The sequence below is a fragment of the Candidatus Stoquefichus sp. SB1 genome (assembly GCF_001244545.1).
In the GTDB taxonomy this organism is placed as follows: Bacteria; Bacillota_I; Bacilli_A; order Erysipelotrichales; family Coprobacillaceae; genus Stoquefichus.
This window is the reverse complement of record NZ_LN852693.1, coordinates 196,942-213,428: the sequence shown is the minus strand read 5'-3', so window position 1 is coordinate 213,428 and position 16,487 is coordinate 196,942. Positions and strand designations below refer to the sequence as shown.

The 16,487-nt window shown below is 30.4% G+C and carries 21 protein-coding genes; 1 reads left to right on the top strand and 20 read right to left on the bottom strand.

Annotation, left to right across the window (positions count from 1 at the left end; genetic code table 11):
• Positions 1–3: 3 nt before the first annotated feature.
• From BN1865_RS02140 to trhA (BN1865_RS02130), 3 genes are all read right to left on the bottom strand, one after another.
• A complete protein-coding gene (locus tag BN1865_RS02140; RefSeq protein WP_050635616.1) occupies positions 4–921 on the bottom strand; it encodes an RluA family pseudouridine synthase in 918 nt (305 codons plus the stop codon).
• Positions 894–1,403, bottom strand: a complete 510-nt coding sequence (lspA, locus tag BN1865_RS02135; RefSeq protein WP_050635615.1) for a signal peptidase II — start codon at positions 1,401–1,403, stop codon at positions 894–896. Before lspA ends, BN1865_RS02140 begins: the two co-directional genes overlap by 28 nt.
• A gap of 68 nt (positions 1,404–1,471) precedes the next feature.
• Entirely contained in the window at positions 1,472–2,122 is a 651-nt protein-coding gene (trhA, locus tag BN1865_RS02130; protein WP_050635614.1) for a PAQR family membrane homeostasis protein TrhA, read from the bottom strand.
• A gap of 129 nt (positions 2,123–2,251) precedes the next feature.
• On the opposite strand from trhA (BN1865_RS02130), the gene BN1865_RS02125 reads away from it, so the two are divergent.
• Positions 2,252–2,803, top strand: coding sequence for a DUF1836 domain-containing protein (locus tag BN1865_RS02125; protein ID WP_050635613.1), 552 nt, complete (start codon positions 2,252–2,254; stop codon positions 2,801–2,803).
• Positions 2,804–2,819: 16 nt separating this feature from the next.
• On the opposite strand, the gene trhA (BN1865_RS02120) is transcribed toward BN1865_RS02125, so the two are convergent.
• From trhA (BN1865_RS02120) to BN1865_RS18540, 17 genes are all read right to left on the bottom strand, one after another.
• Positions 2,820–3,470, bottom strand: a complete 651-nt coding sequence (gene trhA / locus BN1865_RS02120; protein WP_050635612.1) for a PAQR family membrane homeostasis protein TrhA — start codon at positions 3,468–3,470, stop codon at positions 2,820–2,822.
• 102 nt (positions 3,471–3,572) lie between these two features.
• Complete coding sequence (locus BN1865_RS02115; protein WP_050635611.1) at positions 3,573–5,345, bottom strand: MutS-related protein; 1,773 nt, start codon at positions 5,343–5,345, stop codon at positions 3,573–3,575.
• Between the two features lies 1 nt (position 5,346).
• Positions 5,347–5,712 (bottom strand): DUF6054 family protein, encoded by a 366-nt coding sequence (locus BN1865_RS02110; protein ID WP_050635610.1) that lies wholly within the window; start codon positions 5,710–5,712, stop codon positions 5,347–5,349.
• 65 nt (positions 5,713–5,777) lie between these two features.
• A complete protein-coding gene (locus BN1865_RS02105) occupies positions 5,778–6,629 on the bottom strand; it encodes an undecaprenyl-diphosphate phosphatase (RefSeq protein ID WP_050635609.1) in 852 nt (283 codons plus the stop codon).
• Positions 6,630–6,732: 103 nt separating this feature from the next.
• Positions 6,733–9,174 carry an HD domain-containing phosphohydrolase gene (locus tag BN1865_RS02100; protein WP_050635608.1) on the bottom strand — a complete coding sequence of 814 codons (2,442 nt, stop codon included), beginning with the start codon at positions 9,172–9,174 and terminating at the stop codon, positions 6,733–6,735.
• A 91-nt stretch (positions 9,175–9,265) separates the two neighbouring features.
• Complete coding sequence (locus BN1865_RS02095; RefSeq protein WP_050635607.1) at positions 9,266–9,997, bottom strand: class I SAM-dependent methyltransferase; 732 nt, start codon at positions 9,995–9,997, stop codon at positions 9,266–9,268.
• A gap of 277 nt (positions 9,998–10,274) precedes the next feature.
• Positions 10,275–11,171, bottom strand: a complete 897-nt coding sequence (locus tag BN1865_RS02090) for a hypothetical protein (RefSeq protein ID WP_050635606.1) — start codon at positions 11,169–11,171, stop codon at positions 10,275–10,277.
• Between the two features lie 207 nt (positions 11,172–11,378).
• Positions 11,379–11,501, bottom strand: a complete 123-nt coding sequence (locus BN1865_RS18905; RefSeq protein ID WP_255351746.1) for a hypothetical protein — start codon at positions 11,499–11,501, stop codon at positions 11,379–11,381.
• Positions 11,502–11,549: 48 nt separating this feature from the next.
• Entirely contained in the window at positions 11,550–11,855 is a 306-nt protein-coding gene (locus BN1865_RS02085; protein WP_445082201.1) for an ester cyclase, read from the bottom strand.
• A gap of 602 nt (positions 11,856–12,457) precedes the next feature.
• Positions 12,458–13,288, bottom strand: coding sequence for a sialate O-acetylesterase (locus BN1865_RS02080; protein ID WP_050635605.1), 831 nt, complete (start codon positions 13,286–13,288; stop codon positions 12,458–12,460).
• 86 nt (positions 13,289–13,374) lie between these two features.
• Positions 13,375–13,818 (bottom strand): MarR family winged helix-turn-helix transcriptional regulator, encoded by a 444-nt coding sequence (locus BN1865_RS02075; RefSeq protein WP_050635604.1) that lies wholly within the window; start codon positions 13,816–13,818, stop codon positions 13,375–13,377.
• A 483-nt stretch (positions 13,819–14,301) separates the two neighbouring features.
• Positions 14,302–14,589: a hypothetical protein gene (locus tag BN1865_RS02070; protein WP_050635603.1), complete on the bottom strand. Its 288-nt coding sequence runs from the start codon at positions 14,587–14,589 to the stop codon at positions 14,302–14,304.
• A 64-nt stretch (positions 14,590–14,653) separates the two neighbouring features.
• Positions 14,654–15,004: a GrpB family protein gene (locus BN1865_RS02065; protein ID WP_255351748.1), complete on the bottom strand. Its 351-nt coding sequence runs from the start codon at positions 15,002–15,004 to the stop codon at positions 14,654–14,656.
• Between the two features lie 9 nt (positions 15,005–15,013).
• Complete coding sequence (locus BN1865_RS18550; protein WP_198527224.1) at positions 15,014–15,157, bottom strand: hypothetical protein; 144 nt, start codon at positions 15,155–15,157, stop codon at positions 15,014–15,016.
• Between the two features lie 55 nt (positions 15,158–15,212).
• Positions 15,213–15,887 (bottom strand): hypothetical protein, encoded by a 675-nt coding sequence (locus tag BN1865_RS02060; RefSeq protein ID WP_050635602.1) that lies wholly within the window; start codon positions 15,885–15,887, stop codon positions 15,213–15,215.
• Positions 15,888–15,912: 25 nt separating this feature from the next.
• Positions 15,913–16,077, bottom strand: coding sequence for a hypothetical protein (locus BN1865_RS18545; protein WP_198527223.1), 165 nt, complete (start codon positions 16,075–16,077; stop codon positions 15,913–15,915).
• A 15-nt stretch (positions 16,078–16,092) separates the two neighbouring features.
• Positions 16,093–16,338 (bottom strand): hypothetical protein, encoded by a 246-nt coding sequence (locus tag BN1865_RS18540; RefSeq protein ID WP_050635601.1) that lies wholly within the window; start codon positions 16,336–16,338, stop codon positions 16,093–16,095.
• Positions 16,339–16,487 lie beyond the last annotated feature (149 nt).

Here is a 16,487-nt window from a genome sequence, read left to right as displayed (position 1 = left end):
CTCCTACTCCATTTGATTGCGTAATTCTGTTAATTTTTCTTCAAAATAATCTGGCAAATCACTTTCAAAATACATTTCTTCTCCAGTTCTTGGATGAATAAATCCAAGAATTTTGGCGTGTAAATATTGTCCATGCGTCGTATCATCACGTCTTAATCCATATTGTGGATCACCATAAACAGGATAACCAATATATTGCATATGTACACGGATTTGATGTGTACGACCCGTTTCCAAACGACATTCAACTAAAGACATATCTTTAAAACGTTCAAGAACCTTAAAATTTGTAATTGCTTCTTTTGCATTTTTATCAGTACATGTCATTTTTTGACGATCATGAGGATCACGTCCAATCGGAGCTTCAATACGTCCAAATTCATGAGGAATCAAACCATGAACCAATGCCAAATAACGTCGTGTCACCGTGTGTTCCTGTAATTGTTCACTAAGACTTTGATGGGCCATATCATTTTTAGCAACCATCAATAAACCACTTGTCTCTTTATCAATACGATGAACAATTCCCGGACGCATTACACCATTAATGCCAGATAAATCCTGACAATGATATAAGAGTGCATTCACCAATGTTCCAGTATAAATCCCAGCTGAAGGATGAACAATCATCCCACTTGGTTTATCAACAACAATGACATCCTGATCTTCATAGACAATCTTTAAAGGGATATTTTCTGGTAAAATATCTGAACTCTCTGGTTCAGGAATATGAACCAAAACCTCATCTTGATTTTCAACTTTATAACTTGCTTTTACAACTTTATCATTAACACAAACATGACCGCCTGTCATCAGCTGTTGAATTTGTGTTCTTGAAAAATCAGGAAGCATTTGAGCTAAAACTTTATCAATGCGCTTTCCCGACTGTTCTTCTATAATTCTGATTTTGATATCTTCCATGCTTTATACTCCTCTATTCCTACTTCTATAATGACCAAGATAAACCCTATTGTAATAGCCATATCAGCAACATTAAAAATAGGAAAATCATAACCAAATATAATAAAATCAATAAAATCTCTAACATAACCCAAACAAACACGATCAATTAAATTTCCAATCATCCCACTAAAAATCAAAACAATTCCAAACCTTGTTAACTTTTGATAAGCTTCAGATTGAATAAAATAATAAATCAGTCCAACGGCTGCAACAATAGCAATAACAAAGAACAATTCCAGTTTTCCAGAAAATATTCCCCATGCTGCACCATCATTATGGGAATATGTAAAATAGAAGAAACTATCTATAATAGAATAACTTGCTCCTAATGAAAGCGTATGATCAACAATAATCTTTGTAATCTGATCGCCTCCCACAATAATACCAAACGATATGACATATAATAATATATTTTTATATGTTAAATTTATTTTTCTCATTTTATCACCTGTTTCTATTATAAGCAAATTCACGACATAAAGCAAAGAAAAAAAGCACATTTGTGCTTTTAAAGAACATAGATAAGAATAGCCAGATAATGCAAGAAAGATCCTAGCATCACAAAAATATGAAACAGTTCATGAAAACCAAATCGCTCTGTTAAATTTGGTTTTTTAAAAATATAGATAAATGCACCAATTGAATAAGCAATTCCACCAGCAGCAATTAATGATAAACAATTTCCTGGAATCCCACCAAATGACTGAAAATCAAAGACAATTGCCCATCCTAAAATAAGATAAATAGCCGTAGCAATCGCTCTAGGAGCATTTAACCAGCAAACCTTAACAACAATACCAATCAATGCAATCGTCCACAAAATTCCTAAAAAATAATAAACATGTGGTGCTGACATGCAATAAACAGCAACCGGTGTATAAGTTCCAACAATTAAGACATAAATCATTGAATGATCTAATTTTCTTAAAATTGTTTTTATTTTTTGACTTCCCTGAAAATAATGGTAAATACAACTTGCACTATACAATGCAATTAATGAAATCCCAAATATAGTCGCAGCCCCCATCACAAAGGGTGCAGTATCACGTTTGATACCAACAAATATCATTATGAATAATCCCACCACAGATAAACAAGCACCAATAAAATGTGTTTCACTGCTTATTGGATCCATAGCTTTTTGAAATAACTTTTTCATGTTTTCAACTCCTTTTTATATAGTAATGATAACTATATTACATATTTATTATATTCTATTTTATATAAATGTCAACGAGATGTTGTTATTTTTTTTAAAATCATGTATGATATAATATGAGGTGAAATTATGAACAATAATACATTTGATGATATTCTCATAAAAGTTGAAAATATCAGTGACTTAAAAGCTCAAGATATCCCTTCATTAGATCTTTATATGGATCAGATTATGACACTCTTTGATATTAATCTAGCTGATAATAAAAGATATGAAGATGATAAACTTTTAACCAAAACAATGATTAATAATTATTCCAAAGAAGGTCTTTTAAAACCTATTAAAGGAAAGAAATATTCGAAAGATCATATTCTACAAATGTTATTAATCTATTCTCTAAAAAATACCATTTCTATTCAAGAAATCAAAAAAGTCTTACAGCCTTATCATGAAAGTACTGAAAAAATAGAACCTATCTACAATCAGTTTTTAGAAGATAAAAAAGAGTTGTCACATTGTGTAACAACTTCTATTCAGGAATTCATCCATGAAAATAATATAAATCTTGATGATCATGATCAATTAACAATGATGATTTTATTACTTTGTGCCATCAGCAATCAATACAAAACAATCGCTGAAAAGCTGCTGGATACCTATTATCAAGATATTGAAGAATAACCTCGTTATTCTTTTTTTACATATAAAAGACTATGGCTATAAAATGCAGAATACTTGCTACATTAATAAACAAATGCCAAATAAAATGAAAATACTTTTTATGCTTTGAATAAAAGAATACCCCTGCTGAATACATAACACCACCTAAAACAATCAATGCTAAAAAAAGAAGTGAAGCATGATTTAATAAAGGCTGAATAAAGAAAACAGCAGTCCATCCCATGACCAGATATATTGTTGTTGAAAGAACTGGATAAGACTTCTTAGAAATGGATTTCAAGAGAATTCCAGCCAAAACAGCACCCCATTCTAAAACCAAAATCAGGATACCAACCCAACCTTTGACAACACACAAAGCAATTGGCGTATAGCTTCCAGCAATGGCTAAATAAATACAAATATGATCAAGTTTTCTAAAAACATATTTTTGTTCTGTAGCATAATCCATACTATGATAAATGGTTGAAATTAAAAACATCAAAAACAAGCATATAATAAAGATAGAAACACCTACAGAGCGAACTATCCCACCACGCAAATAAGAGTAAACTGCTGAAAACGGTAAAAAACCTAAGCATAAAAGTGCCATAACCCCATGACTAACAGCATTTCCAACTTCCTCACCAAAAGTCAAATGTAACATATCACGCATTGTTTTTTCTTCCATAACTATTCCCCCTATTCTTTTGGTATAGATTTTCTTTTGATGCATAAAGTCTATACCAATTTCATAAAAATGTAAATCCTTAAGTCAAAGAACGATTATATCTTATGAAATAAAATCATCCAAAATACCTAATTGTCTTAATAAAAATTGTCCATTTGTTGTTTGCGATGGTCCTTTTTTAATACGATAATCAAAACATATTTGTTCATCTTGATAATATTCATCAAAATGATAATTCTGTGCTTTCATATGACTTAACTCTAAATCATGTGTTGTTAAAAAGGTATAGGCATAAGGTAATGATAATTTTTTTATCGTTGCCTGTGCGCCCGCAATACGATCTAGTGAGTTTGTTCCTTTAAAGATTTCATCAATAAAGCATATCATTGGTTCTTTCTTTTTAGCATATTCTATCATATCTTTAATTCTTAACAATTCACCATAGAAAGTAGAAATACCCTCTTCAACATTATCCTTAACACGCATAGAAGTCATAATATGCATACATGAACATGCCATTTCATCAGCAAAAACATAACCACCAGCATATGCCAGAATTAAATTCAGACCGACTGTACGCATAAAAGTCGTTTTCCCTGACATATTCGATCCTGTAATCATACACAATGATTCATCCATCACAAAATCATTACCAACAACTTTATCACTAGCAATCAAAGGATGTCTAACGTTTTGAAAAGATAAAGTTTTTTCATGACATATATGTGGAACACTAACTTGAAAATCATCAATTTTCAATACACTTAAACTCATCAAAGCTTCAAGCTTTGCCAACCCATCAAACCATGTTTGAATAGATGAACCATAATCATTGAGCCATTTTGCATATTGATTTCTAACTACAAAATCAAACATGCCAAATGCATTCAAAATAACAAAGGCAAAAATATTTTGACGATAATTCACTCTCTGAGATATTTTTAAAAGTTTTTCAATTCCTTCACAAGCACGACCCTCAATACAAATTTGTGTTTGCAATTCTTGAAGATATGCACATTGAAATGTTTGATTGTGAATATGTGCATAAATATGTGCATAACTTTCTAAACCTTTTCCTAAATAGACAATGGGTTCGAATAATTCCTGATGTTTTTTAATATATAAAAATGCAAATCCTAACTGAAAAACAGCGCCAATTTCTAAGACAACTTGACTATAAGGCATAGCAATTGAAAAGCACACCCCTATTAAACCTAAACAGGTCAGCAATGAAACAATAAAAATAAGTGGTGTTATTGATGAAATGTTGAGATGACAACTTTCTTCTTGCCAACGTTTAATGATTTTTTCTTTTTGATGGGGAATCATTTTGCCTAATGTTTCTAATTTTAAAACAAAATCTTCATGCAAAGCTAACTCCTGTACTGCTTGTTGATGCATTAACACATTATCAATTGAATGATCATCATTTAAAAGCGCAGCAAGTGTCTCTTTGCCTTTTTGGGTAAAAGAAACATTTATCATCTGAAATAAAGAGTGTTTCCCAAAGATATCTAAATCAATAGCTTTATAACTTTTCTCATCAATAAATTCATCACCTGTATCTATCAATTCATGCCATTGATTATTAATTCTTTTAAGATGATTTTGATATGTTAAACACAGAGCTTGTTGATATAACAATTCTTTTTTAATGTGATTGTGATGATAAACCATAAAAACAAATACAAAAATACCAAGTATTGAAAAAATATATAAAAATGGTTTTGTTTGAAAATATCCAACTAACAAACAGACAATCATCAAAACAATTATTCCAAAGCGCATAAACGCAAACTGATTAGATTGTTTTTGAAGTTGTATACATTTTTGATTGATTTGTTGATATGATTGTTGAAATTGTTCTTTTATCATTTTAAATTCCTTTCGCATGTTTTGTAAACTTTTCAATATATTCTTCGACTGGATAAATCAACGTCTTTAAAAAACTCTCCTCACCAAATGTATTTATCTTAAAAAAAGTCGCTTGACTCCCACCAGCACTCACCCCTATTATATGAATATGCTTCTGATATCCTAATATAGTAATATTCATGCTCACACGATTACCCCCTGAATAACTATATCGTTCATAAACAAGAACTGTACATGTGACATCATTAATAACTGTTTTTTGTGATTCTTCAAGATTAACAGATAGACTTCCCTCAAGAATACGTTTTTTTAAATAATCAATAAATTGATCATAATCACCTTCAAATTCTTTAACATATTTAGCCATAACTTATTCCCTCCTTCTTTTATTTTACATGATTTATAAAAAAAGAAACACGATTATTTATCGTGTTAGCCTAAAAATATAAAATATCCTAAAACAATTAATCCTAAAACAATACGATACCATCCAAAAACTTTAAAATCATGTTTTTTAATATAACTCATCAAAAATTGAATAATTAAGACTGAAACAATAAACGCAACAATCATTCCAATCACCAAAATAATCAATTCCTGACTTGTAAAAACAAAACCAAATTTAACAATTTTTAGCAAAGAAGCACCAAACATAACTGGAATTGCTAAAAAGAACGTAAATTCAGCAGCAACGGTTCTAGAGACTCCTAATAATAAAGCTCCAACAATTGTAGCACCCGAACGTGATGTCCCTGGAAAAACAGCTGCAATAAGTTGGAAAATCCCAATTAAAAAAGCTGTGTTAAAAGTGAGATCAGTTAAAGTATTAATATGTGATTGACGTCCCTGATTACGATTCTCAATAACAATAAAGGCAATCCCAAAAACAATCAAAGCAATAGATACTGTCTGATAATTATAAAACAAAGCCTCTAACTGTTCATCAAACAAGATTCCAACAATAGCAGCTGGAACACATGCCACAAGTATTTTGAACCATAAGATAATCTTATCCATTTTTACAAATGATAAAATTCCTGTTTGTGACATAGGTTGTTTATTGTTTTTCTTTCCAAATGGAAAGAAATCATTCCAAAACAAAACAACAACAGCCATAATAGCACCTAATTGAATGACAACCTGAAACATACTATAAAAATCTGCACTCACATCTAATTTTATAAATTCATCTAATAAAATCATATGTCCCGTACTACTAATTGGTAACCATTCTGTAATACCTTCAACGATACCAAATAAGATAGCTTTCAATATTTCAATCATTTTTCAACCTCCTGATTGATTTTTAATTATACTTTTAATACTATATAACAATTGCCTAAGCTTGTACACCTTTTTATGCTTATTTTTATAAAAACATTTCTTATTATTTTATATCAATCTCTTTATTTTTCACCATCTTGATAAAAACTTCAACAAGTTGAGGATCAAATTGATGTCCTGCTTCTTTTTCTAAAATTAATAAAGCTTTTTCAACACTCATTTTAGGTTTATAAGAACGTTTTGATATCATTGCATCAAAAGAGTCAGCAATCGTCAAAATACGTGCCATTAAAGGAATATTCTGACCGGATATTCTGCGAGGATAGCCATTTCCATCATAACGTTCATGATGTCCAATCACTGCTGGAATAACATAATCTAATGAAGGCAGATGACGAATAATGCCAATTGATAATTCGACATGTTTCTTCATTTCCTCATATTCTTCTGGACTTAATTTTCCAGGCTTATTTAAAATACTTTCATCAATTCCAATCTTACCAATATCATGTAATAAACCAGCCTCATAGACAATATGCGTCCCTTCTTCGTTCATTCCATAAGCTTTGGCAAGTTCTTGTGCGTAATAAGCAACATTTTCAGAATGACTAAAGGTGTAATGATCTTTTGCATCGATAGCCGCTGTCAATGCATAGACAGTGGACATATAAGATGATGAATGAGTAAGTTCCAAAGAAGTTTTTTGTATTTTCCCCTTATTATAAATTTCAATTCTGTTTTTTCCAATCTGTTTTGCATAATAAAGAGCCTCATCAGCCTGATGCAACACTTTTTCAAAACCATCATCAATACAATCACCACAAGAAATACCACAACTCACAGTTAAAACCTTCATTGCTTCCTCACCATGTCCCTTGTTTAATTGGGTAATTTTATAAGAAAATTTTTCAGCAATATCATAAGCCTGCTGTGCTGTCTTCCCAGGTAAAATAACGGCAAAGACCTTGCTGCTATATCTTGCCACTAAATCATCTACCCCTATACACATTTGGATAGTCTGCGCAATTTTTTTTAAAGCAACATTCCCGGCTTCATCACCATATAATTGATTATAGAGTTTAAAATCATCCACACTCACCATAACAAAAGAACCAAAAGCAAATAATTGTTGATGCGCACAAGCTTCCAAAACCTCAAATAATCTCCGACGATTTGCGACACCTGTCAAATAATCTTTTCTCGCTTCTAAATAAGTCTGCTCATAAAGTTCAGCATTGTCAATAGCAATCATTCCAACTGAGCACAGTGACTTTAAAAAACTTATATCTTTATATGTATATTTTTCTTTTGATATTTTTTTAGGCAAAGCAATAAGACCTATATTCTTTTTATTATCACTAATTAAAAACAAACATTCTATATGATGTTGTTGCATCCATTGAAGTATGGAATCTTCCATATAAAAAGAGCATTCTTTCATCATAAGACAATAATCTTTTTGATAAAAAAGTTGTAATAACTGATCATTGAATTGAATTTCCATCGATAAATCTTTATTTTTTAAAACATAACGATCTCCATCATGAAAATAAATATATGTTTCTTCAACTTGCAGTCCATTTTTTAATGCCATATCTAATTCATCAACAATTTCATTTAATCTCATTAATTGGGAAACATGCTTTGTAAACAAACTCAAACATTGACTTTGAATAACTTCTGTTTTTCCAAAAACATAATCAAACAAATGATGTAAAAGACTATATGTTAAGATTGTCACAATCATAACAATCAAAGAAATAAAGAGTGTTACTTGAGTATCAGTTATGGCTATGGCATTTTTAATTGATTTTTCTAATAGTGGAATAATTTCATAAAAAAGAAGCATAACAATAATTGTTGAAATATAATAACAACTAACTCGTGAAACCAAAAGATTTAATTGAAATAATCTTTCCTTATATAATGCAGAGAATAAACAAATGGCCATTGGGATACCACTCAATACATCAATTGGAAAACCACTAAAAAAAGGAATCAATAAACACAAATGACCAGCTAATAAAAATGATAAACCTACAAAAATAGGAACAAGCTGTTTTAAATCAATCATTCTTTTTTTCTTAGCCATATAAATTCTATAAATAAGTTGTAATAAAGAAATCATTAAAACCAAAAATAAAACCAATATTGACCAGGAAAATTGATAAACATACTTTCCATTGATAAGTTGGGGTGTTTCTATAAAAATTGGATAAAAGCAATTAACAGCCCATAATATAACAATGATTACAACAATACCTTGTTGAAAATAGGATTGTTTTAAATTTAAGTATTTTTTTATAAAACAAGATAAAATTGGTAAAAACAATAAGATACCAATTAATGAAAAATGGAACCAAAATTCAATAGAAGGAAACAAACCTAATCGCATACAAAACGATCCTGCTGTCCATGCAATCATAACCAAAAGTAATTTCATAAAAGAATGTATTGTTTCATTCTTTTTGACAACTAAAAGCGATATAAATAAAAATAAATATAAAATTAACGCAATAATAGGAATCATAGCAAAACTCGTCATATGCATTCCCTCCTCAATCATCTGTCACATTTTAACAAAATTTGGTGCAAAAATCCATATAAAAAGATATCATTTGTGATATCTTTCATTGTTATTTCTTTTGTGCTAAAACAATAAGCATCATTGGTCTTCGCATTTCATCTTGCATACCTTCAATATTCATCATATCTTTTGGTGGTTGTGGTTCAATAATATTTAATATTTCAAAACCATTCACTAACAGTGTATTGAAATACGTTGTTAAAGTTCGATGGTACTTTATGACCTCTTCACCTAAAAACTGAGCATGACGGACTCCTTCATAAAAATAATGATCAACAGGAAAATGCATAATATTCCCATCGTCATCATAATACCAGTCTTGTTTTCCTTGGGCAGTAAATACTGGATGTTCTACAGAAAACACAAGATATCCTAATCGTTTTAACCAGCCATGTATGTTTTGGATCAACTGTTCATAATCAAAAACATAATGAAAAGCAAGTGAACTTAAAACAATATCAAAACTGTTTTCTAAGCCCTGTATATCTTCCATTGCTATACACTGATATTCAATATTTGGATGATGATTTTTCTTTAAAGCAATATCTAACATCTTTTGTGATATATCAGTACCTAAAACATATTTAGCACCATTTTGAGCAGCGTACATGCAATGCCATCCATAGCCACATCCTAAATCAAGAACATATTTTCCATTAAAATCAGGTAAAACTTTTTGCAGTTCTGACCATTCTCCTGCTCCTTTTAGACCATTCTGTGATCTATTCATTTCACTATATTTTTTAAAAAAGGCTTCATTATCATATTTATTTTCTTTCATTTTCTCTTTCCTCCCATGTTAATTTGATTATTATTGATTAACATGGGCGATTACAATCTTTTGAGCAATAATTCCTCCACACATTCTTTTGCACCTCATTTCTTTTTATAAGTATATTATATTGCATTAAATGACTCTATACAATAGCTTTGTTATTAAGGCAATCTAAGACATATTTTCAACAACTATAATTAATTCTAAGAAAATGTTGAGATTTGCCCCTAATTAAACAGTTCTTTCACATTAGTAAAAAATATATATCAATCATAAAATGATTTTATCTCGTTCCAAATAATTCCTCAAATCTTTTTTCACAAATACCATTCTCACCACGCCATGCGCTTAATGGAAGAACTATGTCTGAGCGAGGACTACCATGAATCTTCTTATTAACTTTATAATAGGTCTTAGAGTCTGTAAACTCATCAAACAAGGGTGGTATATATTGGTTAGGCATCACTCCAAGTTCAGCTAAAGTCATGAGCTGTCCTCGTAGTCTATATTTTTCACATTTAAGAATAAGTTTTGCTTTTTTTATTCTTTGTTCTAACTGTCCAGGCGTTTCTCCTTTTGGTGCATGACGTATCATATCAATTACTGAATAAAAAATACGATAATCCTCTTCTGTGGCAATTATAGGATCTAATTTAGAAAATTCAACTAAATCATAATAAAAAGTAGAAGGTATTTCATTCCATGAATAACCCCAGTAATTTCGGAATATTTCTTCTCCTTTTTGAACCCAATATTCCTTCTCTAAACTACAAATTTCACAAATGTTACCATTAGATGATTTACAAAACGTGTGAATAGGAACAGCCCTTGCAAACAAATAACTTAATATAGGTTGCCTCCCTCTTGGAAAACTACCGAATCCTGCAATGTATGCAGTTAATAGATTATCTAATGATAAATGAGGATGTTGAATAATCTCTTTTAATTTATGGATTGTCTCATCATGTGTAGCATATACAATCTCATTTACTACATAGCCACTCTGATTTAAATACAGCATTTCTTTAGACGAAAGAATATCTGTTGAATATATTGTCTTACATGTTGTACTATCAAATATATCTCCATTTTCTATAGCAATATATTTACCTTTTTCATCCTTGATATATCTTTTTTTATTGTAGATCTTTTTCAATATTTTAAATAACTGTTCATCCATAAATATCATCCCCTCAATTGATTCTAAACAATTTTATACTTTTAAATAATTTAACCAAACTGTTTTCTCCATTTTTCTAAACAAATTATTTTAATTGTCCTTATTCTCTTTACAAAATATACTTGTATCACAATAAAAGTTGTCACCAATATAATCAACTCTCTCCAAAACTCGAATAATGGTTCTGCCAATGTAAATATATATGCTTTAATCATCTTTTTTAGTGAAAATACCATATACTCCTCTGATAATATCATGATCATTGAGTTCAGTAGGTACCACTATCTTATTAACCTTTGCACGCTGAATTTCATCTGTAATTCTACTCATTCTTCAACCTCCATAATATAGCACTCATAGACAAACTGGGATTTATTGCTATGCGGGTTTGATAATTTCTTCTTCAAACAATGTTTCAAAAGTATTCATAGCACCGCTATGCTCAACAATTTTTCCATCAATAACTTTATCTACATCTACTCCTGTAAAAGTTAATTTCTTTCCAGTTGGTTTCATTCCTAGCCATTTGCCTTTATGTGTTCCTTCTGCGATAAATTCAGAAATAATATAATCTCCATCACTATACTGTCGAATTATTGTCATTTTCAAGTCTGGATATGTTTGTCTTACGGCTGTAATATGCTCTTTCATACCCTCAACACCTACATGATATGATTTATCTATTCTTATTGAGCAATCTTCCTAAATTTATAGTATTTCATGCTGTATTTTTTACCATCAGAAGCAGTTGTCGAGTATTCCTCGGTAACTGCTTCTTTTTCTGATTCATGCTCTTTAAATATTTTTTAATGAAGTGAAGTATTATCTACGCTTACAGCTAAATAATTCAGACATTGATTTTTAAGTCATCCATACTGATTTTCGATGCCTTCTTTCTCATAGTATTACAAAGCACTTTCGTATAGTAACATATGCTTTATTCAATAGTTGAACTAATTAGATCATGATTTATTAATCTTCAAACGCAATAATCGCTTTTCTAATTTTTAGAATGATACCAAATCCCATACAAAACTACCAAAAGTAAGTATTATTATCAATTGCACTGTAGTAACTGCTAATATCTTTGTAAGGGTAATTGTGATAATTATTCCAATAATGATTAGAATTTCAGCAAAAGTTCCAAATGTTTCAAGTTGTGATTTTGTTTTAAAAAGATTTAAGGCAAATATTTCACCTATTAGATAACGGGAGCTTATAAAGTTCACTCCAGCAGTTTATGAGATTTTCAGCTTGTTTCCTATATAAACTAGAAGTTATATCTTTTACTTTAAAAAATTCATTACTTCTTCCATAGAACCTTTTCCTAAGGTAAATTGTTCTAGTGTTATGTATCTTTTCTCCGCAATAGTGTATTCTCTTTCACACAATTCCTTTACTATATTCACTTCATTCTCTAATGGCTCGATGATATTGGATTTGGTCTGATAAGCTTCAAAATATCTAATGCCAAATCTTCTTTGAGACTCCGCATTAATATGGATACCATCTGGATTAGAGTATAGTTTTTCCCCTGTTACAAAATAACAATTCTTATTATTTTCGGCATATTCATGTAATTCTTTGTTAATTAAATCATACTCTACACAACTTTTTCCAAATCCAGATTTACCTAAATAATCTCCCAAACCGCCAACAATGAACGGAATTTCCAAAGTTCCCAGTTCTTTTCTGAATGAATTAACTAAAACATTAAGTTTTTGATAATAATTTTTGTATTTTTCGCTACGACCGTCACTTTCTCCTTGATGCCACAAAATTGCAATCAATTCACTGTTTTCCATAGCGAATTTTGCTTCACTAACAGCATGACGAAATAAAGCACCTTCTTTATTCCATTCATCAATGGAACTTCCTCCTTCCGCACAAGGGATAAGTCCAATTTGTTCATCCTTATTTGCGTTACACCATGCCTGTGCAAAGGAAGCCGCTGGTCCAACACCAGCAACTGACCTGTCAAAGTGTATAGGTTCTGTCATCATTTGCCATCTGCCGTTTCTTAGCATAAAAATGTTTTCATTATAAATCGGCGTAACCTCATTCAAAAACCCACGTCCTGCCATATTTGATTGTCCTATAAGTAAAACTGATTTCATCACTAATTTCCTCTCGCTTTCATTTTTTTGTCATTACATCATTTCTCTTAAATATTAGGGTGTCTCTATCACTACCATACTTTCTCTCATTTCTTATGCACCACTTTTAGCTCTTTTTCAAACAAAATATTAAAAAGATCCAGTGTGTCTATAATCTGTTCTATTCGTTCATCACCTATTTTTTTTGTAATACGTTCTTCTGTTTCCAATAATGGCCGTACGATATTTTCCGCATACTTTTTTCCGTCTTCTGTAAAAACAACCAGTTTTTCTCTTCTATCTTCTTTGCTTGCTTCAAGAACAATAAGCCCTCTCTTCTTCAAATCACGTATTACTGTACTTACTGTCGCTTTTATCAGCCCGAATTCTTCTGTGATTGTCTTTTGAGTAAGTCTGTTCTTTGCGTTCAGGGCATAAAGAACTATGAGTTCTGGATATCCTATTTCACACTGATTTGCCCAACGGGCATAAAGAGATGTTCCCTTTGACCCCACAGACAATAACTCATACGCTTTTGTAATTTGATACATAACAGCCTCCTAACAATATTTTTAAACCCTTATTTAGTATTTACAAATATCATTATAATATTTTGAAATTCTTTATCAAGCATTTTAACTACTTTTCCATATCTGAAAAGATAAAAAAAGCCCAGATAAGTGTCGCTATGTCACAATGCGTTCTCTTAATCCGAGTTCATAATTCTCTGTCTTCTTATTATCTTTCATAAAGTTACAAGATGGAACGGTGATGTAGATATGCCAAGTGAAAAACAAATTAAAGTTGCAATTGCCCTTGCTGGCACTTCGTAAAGGAAATTAGCCATACGCATTGGGACAACACCAGCAAATTTTAATCAGAAATTAAAACGTAGGACATTTACTGATGAGGAACTAAGCCAAATAGTAGAGGCTTTAGGAGCAAAATATCATTCCTACTTTGAGTTTTGAAGATGGTACTAAAATTTAATAGTACAACAAAAACAGTGAATTCACTGTTTTTTCATGCACAATTTAATCAAACTGAAAAAGGTTTGTCAGCTTTGCCCTCCATCTAGGATTGCTATAGAAGATAGCCTCAATTTTTTCAATTTCCGCTATATAAACCTTAATAAATGTTTGATCATATTTAGAATTGGCATCTCCCACCAATTGATGATTATCCTCATCCAAATTATCGAAAGTCCACAAAAAGATATAATTTTTTATCATATCATCATATCCGTTATCATCATGCGTTCGAAAAACATCAGCGAAACCAACTCTCTGTAAATTATCTTTTAACCAGCACCTTACTTTCATTCCATTGCACTTTGCGATTGCATCGTCACTCAGTTCTTCTCAATCCTTTATTTCCCCTTTTAAACTATAAAACACAACTTCTTTCATTCCTATCGAATTCATATTTTTTCCATAATTCTAATTTCAATTTCTCGTACGTAATAGCAATATCAGTATGCTCAATGAGATAATCTCTAAAATATAACTCATCATTATCTTTCATATATCTTAAGTGAAGGTGAAACACTCTCTTCGCAAATCCTTTTTCTGTATATCCCTTGTCAAAAGATATCCGATCAGAAGTTTCAGACATACAAATATAGCCATTTTTCATAATCACTTTTTTATAGTCTGATAATTTATAATCTTTTGAAATCTCTACAAGAATATCAATAATTGGTTTTGCATAAATTGAGCAAATTGCCGTACTTCCAATATGGCTTATTCATTCTATTCCTAAAATTCTGTTTTTCAAAAAGTTTTCTTCATCAGTATACCATTCTTTCCAATAAGGTTGATGCTCACTCAAACAGATAGGAAAGAGTTTCCATAATGCCTCTAAACTCATTTCAGATAACTTCTTTTCCATTTTTTCTCCTCGCTAAATATATTTTCTAAAACAACATTATTATTTAAGCTGGGACTTATGGCTGTCTATCTTGAATCCAAACATAATATTCCTTTTCTACATATTCTAAAGAATCAAGTAAATAATACCCAATCTTTTCTTCTATAACAGGGTATTTCCCATTAGGTACATAATTGATGTAATAGTAATCAACTTTACTTTCATCACATTTACTATATCGACTATAAACGATTTGGTCCTTTTGAACTAAATATTCCTCTGATACTTGATCATTCTCAAAATATGTTACGCTAATATATGTTGGATATCTATAACCTGTCTTTGTGTACGGAAATAAATAGCGATAGCCTTTATCATAATAAGAAAGATATGTGGAATCAATAGTTCCTTTTTTGATACTTTCAATTTTAATAATTTGATTATCTTTCTCTATTAAGCGAATATAATTTTTACAATTAGAACGAATTTTGGTAACTTTTTGTAAGTTATTTTTCTTTAATCTCGCTTCTTCTGATAACCCGCTTTGAAGTCCTATATAACTTAATTTCTTTGTTGGAATATAAAATATATCACAATCATTTTCATCAATATCTCTATATTTAAATTGTTCAAACTTTTTATTTACATCTTGAATAAGAGATTTTAAATATTCTTTATCAGGCTTAATTAATAAATTATCACATTGTTCCTTTGTCAGTTTTTCCTTTTTTAAGCCATAAAACAATCCCATTGATAACTCCTCCTCAAATTCTAATTTATTTTTGTGTTAGTTTGATGTATTCCGCAACTAAAAAATAATTATTCAAGTCTTCTTCATCTAATCCTCGATACACAAATAAATCATCATATATGGATACGATCTTTTGTATATCCTCACTTTCCACATGAAACTCTCCACTTACTAAATCAATACCAATCAAAATATCACCTATACATTAGCATTTGATATCTGGTTTTATTTTATTAAGCAATTTACAGCGTGAATACTCATTGTCTATAATATTTGATTCAACTGCTTTTTTGAAGTTTGTATTATTATATACATGGTAAGGATACCTACTCTTGAAATAACTATCTACTTCACTTCCTATTTTCCTGTTTGGAAACATTGAAGAATGATGCACTTTATATATTTTTTTCCATTTCTTAATATCTTCTGGTGTTGCTTCCTTCGTTAGCATATTATTTATCTCCATAGATTCTTGATTTTACCGGCCTGTATAACTTCTAATACTTGAATTTGATACTATGCTTTTCTTGAGGATTTGCAGGAATACGAATGTTTGGTAGTGTTCAAACATTCTTAACTACCGATTGAAAAATCTTATAA